We start from the raw sequence: 9,921 nt of genomic DNA, 5'->3' as shown, positions 1-9,921 counted from the left end.
CTCGTACCTGCCCGCTCACGTGTGGGCGTTCGCGGTGGGCTGGGCGCTGCTGGCCGGCGTGATCGGCTTCGTCTACTTCTGGAAGGCTGAGGAGAGGTACGGCCGTGGCTGACCAGAGGACGGACACGCACATCCCCACCGTCGTCGCGGACGACCTGCACATCGTCTACCGCGTCAACGGCGCGCGCGGCGGCCGTGGCAGCGCCACGGCGGCGCTCAGCCGGATGATACGGCGGGGCAAGGACGACGAGGCGCGGGGCGTGCGCACGGTGCACGCGGTGCGCGGGGTCTCCTTCGTCGCCTACCGCGGCGAGGCCATCGGCCTGATCGGTTCCAACGGCTCCGGCAAGTCGACCCTGCTGCGGGCCATCGCGGGCCTGCTGCCCGCCGAGAAGGGCAAGGTCTACACCGACGGCCAGCCCTCCCTCCTCGGCGTCAACGCGGCCCTGATGAACGACCTGACGGGCGAACGGAACGTCATACTCGGCGGGCTCGCCATGGGCATGTCCCGCGAGCAGGTCCGGGAGCGCTACCAGGAGATCGTCGACTTCTCCGGCATCAACGAGAAGGGCGACTTCATCACCCTGCCGATGCGCACCTACTCCTCCGGCATGGCGGCCCGGCTCCGTTTCTCCATCGCGGCGGCCAAGGACCACGACGTCCTGATGATCGACGAGGCCCTGGCCACCGGCGACCGCAAGTTCCAGAAGCGCTCCGAGGCGCGCATCCGGGAACTGCGCAAGGAGGCCGGCACCGTCTTCCTGGTCAGCCACAACAACAAGTCGATCCGCGACACCTGCGACCGCGTGCTGTGGCTGGAGCGCGGCGAACTGCGCATGGACGGCCCGACGGACGAGGTGCTCAAGGAGTACGAGAAGTTCACCGCCAAGTAGCCCGGTCCGCCTGCCCGCATCTCTGTGGCCGGAACTGGCCGGGAGCGCCCGGCGTCTGCAAAGGAGACGCCAACTTCTGCCGTACGCAGGAATCTTGACACGGGCCGGTTCGTTGTTCCGAGGCGCGGGGGCACCCCGGAGGTCCGTACCGCGCTGTACCACGTAAGCTGTACCGGTCCCTAAAGGCGGCAATCAGGGCCATAACGCGCGACACCTGCCGGCGGCCGGGCCGGGTGGAAGTGCGGGCGGCGTGTCCGAAATAGTGCACATTGGGTCGGCAGTGTAGAACGGGAGATGTGACGGCGATGGCTACGGAGACTCCCCTGCTGAACGCAGCATGTGCCGTCCCCGCCCAGGGCTGCCCGCGATGACGCGAACCGGCACGGCGCGCCCGGACGGTCCCGGGGGCGCCCCCCTGGACGCCGAGCGCGCCACCCTGGACAAGGCCGCCACCGAGAACTTCCCGGTGGCGCCGTTCTTCCTGCCCCGGGCCTGGCGCGACGACCTGATGGCGGTCTACGGCTACGCCCGGCTCGTCGACGACATCGGCGACGGCGACCTGGCCCCCGGTGGCGCCGACGCCGAACTGCTCGGCGTCGCCCCCGACCGGGCAGGTGACCGGACGGTGCTGCTCGACGCCTTCGAGGCGGATCTGCGCCGCGTCTTCGACGCGGTCCCGCGCCATCCGCTGCTGCGCAGGCTCCAGCCGACGGTCCGCCGCCGCGGTCTGCCCCCCGAACCCTTCCTCGGCCTGATCGCCGCCAACCGCCAGGACCAGGTCGTCAGCCGCTACGAGACCTACGACGACCTGCTCGCCTACTGCGAGCTGTCGGCCAACCCGGTCGGCCGCCTCGTCCTCGGCGTCACCGGAACCTCGACCCCCGAGCGGATCCGCCGCTCCGACGCGGTCTGCACCGCCCTCCAGATCGTCGAGCACCTCCAGGACGTCACCGAGGACCTCGGCCGCGACCGCGTCTACCTGCCCGCCGAGGACATGAAGCGCTTCCACGTCGACGAGGCGGACCTCGCCGCGCCGCACGCCGGCGCCTCGGTGCGCGCGCTGGTCGCGTTCCAGGCGCAGCGCGCCCGGGCGCTCCTGGAGGAGGGCGACCCCCTGGTGGGCAGCGTCCGCGGCAGGCTGAAGCTGCTGCTCGCGGGGTTCGTGGCCGGGGGACGGGCGGCCCTGGGCGCGATCGCCGCCGCCGAGTACGACGTACTTCCCGGCCCACCGGGGCCCGGCAAGGTCCGGCTGCTGCGCGAGGCCGGCACGACGCTGCGAGGAGAGGGGTGATCCCGGCAGTGGAGTCGGACACACACACATCGGCGCCGGTACTCGCCGCGTACAGCTACTGCGAGGCCGTCACCGGACAGCAGGCCCGGAACTTCGCCTACGGCATCCGGCTGCTGCCGACGCCGAAGCGGCGCGCCATGTCGGCGCTGTACGCGTTCTCCCGACGCGTCGACGACATCGGCGACGGCGCGCTGGCGGACGACGTCAAGGTCGCCCGGCTCGAGGACACCCGGGCGCTGCTCACCCGGGTCCGGGACGGCGCGGTCGACGAGGACGACACCGACCCGGTAGCCGTCGCCCTCGCACACACCGCGCGGCGGTTCCCGGTCCCGCTCGGCGGCCTCGACGAGCTGATCGACGGCGTCCGGATGGACGTACGCGGCGAGACCTACGAGACCTGGGACGACCTGAAGGTCTACTGCCGCTGCGTGGCCGGCGCCATCGGGCGGATCTCCCTCGGCGTCTTCGGCACCGAACCCGGCGCACGGGGCGCCGAACGCGCCCCCGAGTACGCCGACACCCTGGGGCTCGCGCTCCAGCTCACCAACATCCTCCGGGACGTCCGGGAGGACGCCGAGGGCGGGCGCACCTACCTGCCCGCCGACGACCTCGCCAAGTTCGGCTGCTCGGCCGGGTTCAGCGGGCCGACCCCGCCGGAGGGCTCCGACTTCGCCGGCCTCGTCCACTTCGAGGTGCGCCGGGCCCGCGCCCTGTTCGCCGAGGGCTACCGGCTGCTGCCCATGCTCGACCGGCGCAGCGGCGCCTGTGTCGCCGCCATGGCCGGCATCTACCGCCGTCTCCTCGACCGCATCGAGCGCGAGCCCGAGGCCGTGCTGCGCGGCCGGGTCTCCCTGCCCGGACGGGAGAAGGCCTACGTCGCGGTGCGCGGCCTGTCCGGCCTGGACACCCGGCACGTCACCCGGCGGACCGTCAGGAGGCGCGCCTGATGGACACACCTCTCCCACCCGGTCGCGCCCCCGGCAAACGGGGCGCAACCCTCCGCCGCGGCCCCGCGTCCCTGACCAGGACGGCCCGCCGCGCACCGATCCGGCGGCACGGCGGCCGGGCAGGGGAGGGCGCGCCATGACCCGTGTCACCAGCTCCGGGGAATCGCTCACCGGCGACGACGCACCGGCGAGACGGCACGCCGTCGTGGTCGGTGGCGGTCTCGCCGGCGTCACCGCCGCGCTCGCGCTCGCCGACGCCGGCGTGCGCGTCACCCTGCTCGAAGGCCGCCCCCGGCTCGGCGGGCTCGCCTTCTCCTTCCAGCGCGGCGACCTGACCGTCGACAACGGCCAGCACGTCTACCTGCGCTGCTGCACCGCCTACCGCTGGTTCCTCGACCGGATCGACGGCACGGCCCTGGCCCCGCTGCAGAACCGTCTCGACGTGCCCGTGATCGACGCCGACCGGCCCGAGGGACGCCGGCTCGGCCGGCTGCGCCGCGATCCGCTGCCCGTACCCCTGCACCTGGGGCGCAGCCTCGCCGTCTACCCGCACCTCTCGCTCGCCGAGCGGGCGAACGTGGGCCGCGCCGCGCTCGCGCTCAAGGGACTCGACCTCGCCGATCCCGCCCTCGACGACCAGGACTTCGGCAGCTGGCTGGCCGCACACGGCCAGTCGCCGCGCGCCGTCGAGGCACTGTGGGACCTGGTGGGGATCGCCACGCTGAACGCGGTCGCGGGCGACGCCTCGCTGGCGCTCGCCGCGATGGTCTTCAAGACCGGCCTGCTGTCCGACCCTGGCGCGGCCGACATCGGCTGGGCCCATGTCCCGCTGGGCGACCTGCACGACCGGCTGGCCCGCAAGGCGCTCGACTCCGCCGGGGTCCGTACCGAGGTCCGTACCCGCGCCACCTCCGTCTCCGCCCGCGGCGACGGAGGCTGGAGCGTCGAGGTTCCCGGCGAGAGCCTCGACGCGGACGCCGTCGTCCTCGCCGTACCGCAGCGCGAGGCGTACGGCCTGCTGCCCGCCGGAGCGCTCGACGATCCCGGGCGGCTGCTCGCCATCGGCACCGCGCCGATCCTCAACCTCCACGTCGTCTACGACCGCACGGTGCTCACCAGCCCCTTCTTCGCCGCCCTCGGCAGCCCCGTGCAGTGGGTCTTCGACCGCACCCGGGCCTCCGGCCTGCGACAGGGCCAGTACCTGGCCGTGTCGCAGTCGGTCGCCCGGAACGACATCGACGAGCCCGTGGCCGCGCTGCGCGAGCGCTACCTCCCCGAACTGGAACGCCTGCTGCCGCGTGCCCGCGGCGCCGGTGTGCGGGACTTCTTCGTCACCCGGGAGCGCACCGCGACGTTCGCCCCCGCTCCCGGCGTCGGACGGCTCAGGCCCGGCGCCCGCACCAAGGCTCCCGGCCTGTACCTGGCCGGAGCGTGGACCGCCACCGGGTGGCCCGCGACCATGGAGGGTGCGGTCCGCAGCGGTGTCGGCGCGGCGGACGCCGCGCTGAGCGCCCTGGGCCGGCCCCGGCCCCCCCGCCTCTTCGCGTGGGACGGGGCGGCCGGCCGCGGCGCCAGGGGCCCCGCCGTGCGAGAGGGACTCCGGTGAGCGCCGACGCACCCGCCGCGGCGGGTCCCCGCACCCCCGGTACCGCAACAAGAGGAGAGACTGTGCCCACTGTGCCCCCGGCCTCGAAGGCCGCTGGAAGGACCGCGGCGGACGTGCCCGCGCTCCTGGAGCGCGGCAGGACACTGGCCATGCCGGTACTGCGGGCGGCCATCGGTCGCCTGGCGCCTCCCATGGACACCGTCGCCGCCTACCACTTCGGCTGGATCGACGCCCAGGGCAGGCCCGCGGACGGCGACGGCGGCAAGGCCGTGCGCCCCGCGCTCGCCGTGCTGTCCGCCGAGGTCACCGGTGCCGCCCCCGAGGTCGGCGTCCCCGGCGCGGTCGCCGTCGAACTCGTCCACAACTTCTCCCTGCTGCACGACGACCTCATGGACGGCGACGAGCAGCGCAGGCACCGCGACACCGTCTGGAAGGTGCACGGCCCCGCCCAGGCCATCCTCGTCGGCGACGCCCTGTTCGCCCTCGCCAACGAGGTGCTGCTGGAACTCGGCACCGTAGAGGCCGGCCGGGCCACCCGCCGGCTGACCACCGCCACCCGCGCCCTCATCGACGGCCAGGCGCAGGACATCTCCTACGAGCACCGCGACCGCGTCGGCGTCGAGGAGTGCCTGGAGATGGAGGGCAACAAGACCGGCGCCCTGCTCGCCTGCGCCAGCTCCGTCGGCGCCGTGCTCGGCGGCGCCGACGCGCACACCGCCGACACCCTGGAGAAGTACGGCTACCACCTCGGCCTGGCCTTCCAGGCCGTCGACGACCTCCTCGGCATCTGGGGCGACCCGGCGGCCACCGGCAAGCAGACCTGGAGCGATCTGCGCCAGCGCAAGAAGTCCCTCCCCGTCGTGGCGGCGCTCGCCGCGGGCGGCCCGGCCTCCGAGCAGCTCGCGGGGATCCTCGCCGCCGACGCCGGCGGCAGCGACTTCGCCGCCTTCTCCGAGGAGGAGTTCGCGGCCCGCGCGGCCCTCATCGAGCAGGCCGGCGGGCGGGAGTGGACCGCCGGGGAAGCGCGTCGCCAGCACACCATCGCCATCGAGGCCCTCGACGCCGTCGACATGCCCGACAAGGTGCGGGAGCAGTTCACGGCGCTCGCGGACTTCGTCGTCGTACGAAAGAGATGATCACTATCGGTCGAATAGCCCTCGCGTAGTCGCCGGCCGGTGTTGCGGGGAGTACGGCACCGGCCGACGGCGGACCCACAGCAGACGCACACATTGCAGAACTGCACGAAGGGGAAGCCATGACAGCGACGACCGACGGAAGCACCGGGGCGGCCCTGCCGTCCTCGGTGGCCGCGGCCAGCGACACCGACACCGACATCCCCGTGGCGGCCGGGGTACCCGACATCGCCGCCGGCGCCATGCGGCGCGCCACCGAGTTCCTGCTGTCCCGCCAGGACGACCAGGGCTGGTGGAAGGGGGACCTCGAGACCAACGTCACGATGGACGCCGAGGACCTGCTGCTGCGTCAGTTCCTCGGCATCCTCGAGGAGGAGACCACCCGGGCCGCCGCCCTGTTCATCCGGGGCGAGCAGCGCGCGGACGGCACCTGGGCCACCTTCCACGGCGGGCCCGGCGACCTCTCCGCCACCATCGAGGCGTACGTCGCCCTGCGGCTGGCCGGCGACGCGCCGGACGCCCCGCACATGGCGCGCGCCGCCGCCTGGGTCCGTGACCGGGGCGGGATCGCCGCCTCCCGGGTCTTCACCCGGATCTGGCTGGCCCTGTTCGGCTGGTGGAAGTGGGAGGACCTGCCCGAACTCCCGCCCGAGCTGATCTGGTTCCCGTCCTGGGTGCCGCTCAACATCTACGACTTCGGCTGCTGGGCCCGCCAGACCATCGTCCCGCTGACGATCGTCTCCGCCAAGCGGCCGGTACGGCCCGCCCCGTTCCCGCTCGACGAACTGCACACCGACCCGGCCCGCCCCGGCCCTCCCGGACGGATGGCACCGGCGGCCAGCTGGGACGGCGTCTTCCAGCGGCTCGACAAGGGCCTGCACGCGCTGCGCCGGGCCGTCCCGCGCCGGCTGCGCGGGGCGGCGATGAACACCGCGGCCCGCTGGATCATCGAACGGCAGGAGAACGACGGCTGCTGGGGCGGCATCCAGCCGCCCGCCGTGTATTCCGTCATCGCGCTGCACCTGCTCGGCTACGACCTGAACCACCCGGTGATGCGCGCCGGACTGAAGTCCCTCGACCGGTTCGCCGTGTGGCGCGAGGACGGCGCCCGGATGATCGAGGCCTGTCAGTCCCCGGTGTGGGACACCTGCCTCGCCACCATCGCCCTCGCCGACGCCGGCCTGCCCGCCGACCACCCCCAACTGGTCAGGGCCGCCGACTGGATGCTCGGCGAACAGGTCGTACGGCCCGGCGACTGGTCGGTACGCAGGCCCGGACTCCCACCGGGTGGCTGGGCGTTCGAGTTCCACAACGACAACTACCCCGACATCGACGACACCGCCGAGGTGGTCCTCGCACTCCGCCGGGTCAAGCACCACGACCCGGAGCGGGTGGACAACGCCGTCGGCCGCGGGGTCCGCTGGAACCTCGGCATGCAGTCCCGCAACGGCGCCTGGGGCGCCTTCGACGTCGACAACACCAGCCCGTTCCCCAACCGGCTGCCGTTCTGCGACTTCGGCGAGGTCATCGACCCGCCGTCGGCCGATGTCACCGCGCACGTCGTGGAGATGCTCGCCGTCGAAGGGCTCGCCCACGACCCGCGCACCCGGCGCGGCATCCGCTGGCTGCTCGCCGAACAGGAGCCGGACGGCTCGTGGTTCGGGCGCTGGGGCGTCAACTACCTGTACGGCACCGGGTCCGTGGTGCCGGCGCTGGTCGCCGCCGGTCTCCCCGGCTCGCACCCGGCGATCCGACGGGCCGTGGCCTGGCTGGAGTCGGTCCAGAACGACGACGGAGGCTGGGGCGAGGACCTGCGCTCCTACCGCGACTCCCGCGAGTGGAGCGGAAAGGGAGCCTCGACCGCCTCGCAGACCGGGTGGGCGCTGATGGCCCTGCTGGCGGCCGGCGAGAAGGAGTCCGCGGCCGTGGAACGCGGCATCGCCTGGCTGGCGGCCACCCAGCACGAGGACGGCTCCTGGGACGAGCCCTACTTCACCGGCACGGGCTTCCCCTGGGACTTCTCCATCAACTACCACCTCTACCGGCAGGTCTTCCCACTCACCGCGCTCGGCCGGTACGTGAACGGGGAGCCGTTCGCCAAGACTCCGGCGGCGGTGCCGGCGAAGGTGCCGGTCGTGCAGCCGGGGGCGGGTACGGCGGGTGCCGGGGAAGCCGGTGCCGGCGGCCCGCCGGACACCGGTGCACAGCGGCAGCGGCTGGCCGAGGCGACGGGCAGCTGATGAGCCCCCGGGCGGCCCCGGCGCCGTTGCTGATCGCCTGCGCGCTCGGCATCGAACGGCTCGCCCTGCGCGGGAGGGGCCGCGACGGCGCCGGCGGGCCGGTCACCGTCCTGCGCACGGGCATGGGGCCGGCGGCGGCCGAGCGCTCCGTCACCCGGGCGCTCGCCGGCCCGGGGCTGCGCGCCGCCGCCGTGCTGGCCACCGGCTTCTGCGCCGGGCTGGCCCCGGGGATGCATCCCGGCGACCTGGTGGTCGCAGGGGAGACCCGGGACCCGCGCGGCAGCGTGCCGTGCGTCGGGACCGACCTGCTGGTGAAGGAACTGGCGCGCATCGCGCCGGGGCGCACCGTCCACACCGGGCCGCTCACCGGCTCCGGGCACGTGGTCCGGGGACACGAACGGCCCGAGCTGCTCGCCACCGGTGCGATCGCGGTCGACATGGAGTCCGCTGCCACGCTCCTGAGCGCCGTCCGCGCGGGCGCGCGCCCCGTTGCGGCCGTACGGGTGGTCGTGGACGCTCCTGAACATGAGCTGGTCCGGATCGGCACGGTGCGCGGTGGAATATCGGCTTTCCGCGTTCTTCGTTCCGTTCTTCCCGCGTATCTCGAATGGCACCGTTCCTTGCTGCTCCCTGGGAGGTGAGCCAGATGGCCATGCCGCTGCGTCAGTCCATCAAGGTCGCTACATACCTGGCCGAACAGAAGCTCCGCCGACGGGACAAGTTTCCGCTGATCGTCGAGCTGGAACCGCTCTTCGCCTGCAACCTCGCCTGCGAGGGCTGCGGGAAGATCCAGCACCCCGCCGGGGTGCTCAAGCAGCGCATGCCGGTCGCGCAGGCCGTGGGCGCGGTGCTGGAGTCCGGGGCCCCGATGGTGTCGATCGCCGGAGGCGAGCCGCTGATGCACCCTCAGATCGACGAGATCGTGCGCCAGCTGGTGGCACGGCGCACGTACGTGTTCCTGTGCACCAACGCCATGCTGCTGCGCAGGAAGATGGACAAGTTCACCCCGTCGCCGTACTTCGCGTTCGCCGTGCACATCGACGGGCTGCGCGAGCGGCACGACGAGTCCGTCGCGAAGGAGGGCGTGTTCGACGAGGCGGTGGCCGCCATCAAGGAGGCCAAGCGGCGCGGCTTCCGGGTCACCACCAACTCGACCTTCTTCAACACCGACACCCCGCAGACCGTCGTCGAGGTGCTCAACTACCTCAACGACGACCTCAAGGTCGACGAGATGATGATCTCGCCCGCCTACGCCTACGAGAAGGCCCCCGACCAGGAGCACTTCCTCGGTGTGGAGCAGACCCGCGAACTGTTCAGGAAGGCGTTCGCCGGGGGCAACCGCCGTCGCTGGCGGCTCAACCACTCGCCACTGTTCCTGGATTTCCTCGAGGGCAGGGTCGACTTCCCGTGCACCGCGTGGGCGATCCCGAACTACTCGCTCTTCGGCTGGCAGCGCCCCTGCTACCTGATGAGTGACGGCTATGTGCCGACGTACCGGGAGCTGATCGAGAAGACCGACTGGGACAAGTACGGCCGGGGCAAGGACCCGCGCTGCGCCAACTGCATGGCGCACTGCGGCTACGAGCCCACCGCCGTCCTCGCCACCACGGGGTCCCTGAAGGAGTCCCTGCGCGCCCTGCGCGAGACGGTCTCGGGAAACAGGGAGTGACGCCATGACGGCTGTCTCCCTCGGGGTCCCCGAGGTGCCGGTCCGGCCGCTCGCCCCGCGGCGCAGGAGCCGGCGGATCCAGGTCGGGTCGGTGGCGGTGGGTGGGGACGCGCCGGTGTCGGTGCAGTCGATGACGACGACG

General features: G+C 73.0%; 9 protein-coding genes and 2 pseudogenes. All 11 read left to right on the top strand.

What is annotated here, in order from left to right:
- Positions 1-112: pseudogene (locus tag ACFWVE_RS33930) on the top strand (ABC transporter permease); the annotation flags it as partial.
- Positions 105-893 (top strand): ABC transporter ATP-binding protein, encoded by a 789-nt coding sequence (locus tag ACFWVE_RS33925; protein WP_384022767.1) that lies wholly within the window; start codon positions 105-107, stop codon positions 891-893. The pseudogene ACFWVE_RS33930 and the gene ACFWVE_RS33925, both read left to right, overlap by 8 nt.
- A gap of 367 nt (positions 894-1,260) precedes the next feature.
- Complete coding sequence (gene hpnC / locus ACFWVE_RS33920) at positions 1,261-2,184, top strand: squalene synthase HpnC (RefSeq protein WP_384022764.1); 924 nt, start codon at positions 1,261-1,263, stop codon at positions 2,182-2,184.
- Complete coding sequence (gene hpnD, locus ACFWVE_RS33915; protein ID WP_384022761.1) at positions 2,181-3,131, top strand: presqualene diphosphate synthase HpnD; 951 nt, start codon at positions 2,181-2,183, stop codon at positions 3,129-3,131. Before hpnC ends, hpnD begins: the two co-directional genes overlap by 4 nt.
- The gene (locus ACFWVE_RS33910) at positions 3,131-3,271 is read left to right on the top strand and encodes a DUF6380 family protein (protein ID WP_384022758.1); all 141 of its coding nucleotides are present in this window, start codon (positions 3,131-3,133) and stop codon (positions 3,269-3,271) included. The genes hpnD and ACFWVE_RS33910 overlap by 1 nt, the downstream gene beginning before the upstream one ends.
- Positions 3,268-4,737, top strand: a complete 1,470-nt coding sequence (hpnE, locus tag ACFWVE_RS33905) for a hydroxysqualene dehydroxylase HpnE (RefSeq protein ID WP_384022755.1) — start codon at positions 3,268-3,270, stop codon at positions 4,735-4,737. Before ACFWVE_RS33910 ends, hpnE begins: the two co-directional genes overlap by 4 nt.
- Positions 4,738-4,799: 62 nt before the next feature.
- Positions 4,800-5,873 carry a polyprenyl synthetase family protein gene (locus tag ACFWVE_RS33900; RefSeq protein WP_384022752.1) on the top strand — a complete coding sequence of 358 codons (1,074 nt, stop codon included), beginning with the start codon at positions 4,800-4,802 and terminating at the stop codon, positions 5,871-5,873.
- A gap of 119 nt (positions 5,874-5,992) precedes the next feature.
- Positions 5,993-8,110: a squalene--hopene cyclase gene (gene shc / locus ACFWVE_RS33895; RefSeq protein ID WP_384022749.1), complete on the top strand. Its 2,118-nt coding sequence runs from the start codon at positions 5,993-5,995 to the stop codon at positions 8,108-8,110.
- Positions 8,110-8,751 (top strand): 1-hydroxy-2-methyl-2-butenyl 4-diphosphate reductase, encoded by a 642-nt coding sequence (locus ACFWVE_RS33890; RefSeq protein ID WP_384022746.1) that lies wholly within the window; start codon positions 8,110-8,112, stop codon positions 8,749-8,751. Before shc ends, ACFWVE_RS33890 begins: the two co-directional genes overlap by 1 nt.
- Positions 8,752-8,756: 5 nt before the next feature.
- Positions 8,757-9,779 carry an adenosyl-hopene transferase HpnH gene (gene hpnH, locus ACFWVE_RS33885; RefSeq protein ID WP_384022743.1) on the top strand — a complete coding sequence of 341 codons (1,023 nt, stop codon included), beginning with the start codon at positions 8,757-8,759 and terminating at the stop codon, positions 9,777-9,779.
- A 4-nt stretch (positions 9,780-9,783) separates the two neighbouring features.
- Positions 9,784-9,921: pseudogene (locus ACFWVE_RS33880) on the top strand (4-hydroxy-3-methylbut-2-en-1-yl diphosphate synthase); the annotation flags it as partial.

Origin of the sequence: Streptomyces sp. NPDC058632 (genome assembly GCF_042717095.1) — a bacterium.
GTDB lineage: Bacteria > Actinomycetota > Actinomycetes > Streptomycetales > Streptomycetaceae > Streptomyces.
Note: the sequence above shows the minus strand (reverse complement) of the source record. Positions and strands in the feature narration are given on the sequence as shown.

What these genes read in the sequence shown, in the direction of transcription:
- hpnC (WP_384022764.1), top strand. Translation starts at nt 1,261, where the DNA reads ATGACGCGAACCGGCACGGCGCGCCCGGACGGTCCCGGGGGCGCCCCC.
- ACFWVE_RS33890 (WP_384022746.1), top strand. Translation starts at nt 8,110, where the DNA reads ATGAGCCCCCGGGCGGCCCCGGCGCCGTTGCTGATCGCCTGCGCGCTC.
- hpnE (WP_384022755.1), top strand. Translation starts at nt 3,268, where the DNA reads ATGACCCGTGTCACCAGCTCCGGGGAATCGCTCACCGGCGACGACGCA.
- ACFWVE_RS33910 (WP_384022758.1), top strand. Translation starts at nt 3,131, where the DNA reads ATGGACACACCTCTCCCACCCGGTCGCGCCCCCGGCAAACGGGGCGCA.
- shc (WP_384022749.1), top strand. Translation starts at nt 5,993, where the DNA reads ATGACAGCGACGACCGACGGAAGCACCGGGGCGGCCCTGCCGTCCTCG.
- hpnH (WP_384022743.1), top strand. Translation starts at nt 8,757, where the DNA reads ATGGCCATGCCGCTGCGTCAGTCCATCAAGGTCGCTACATACCTGGCC.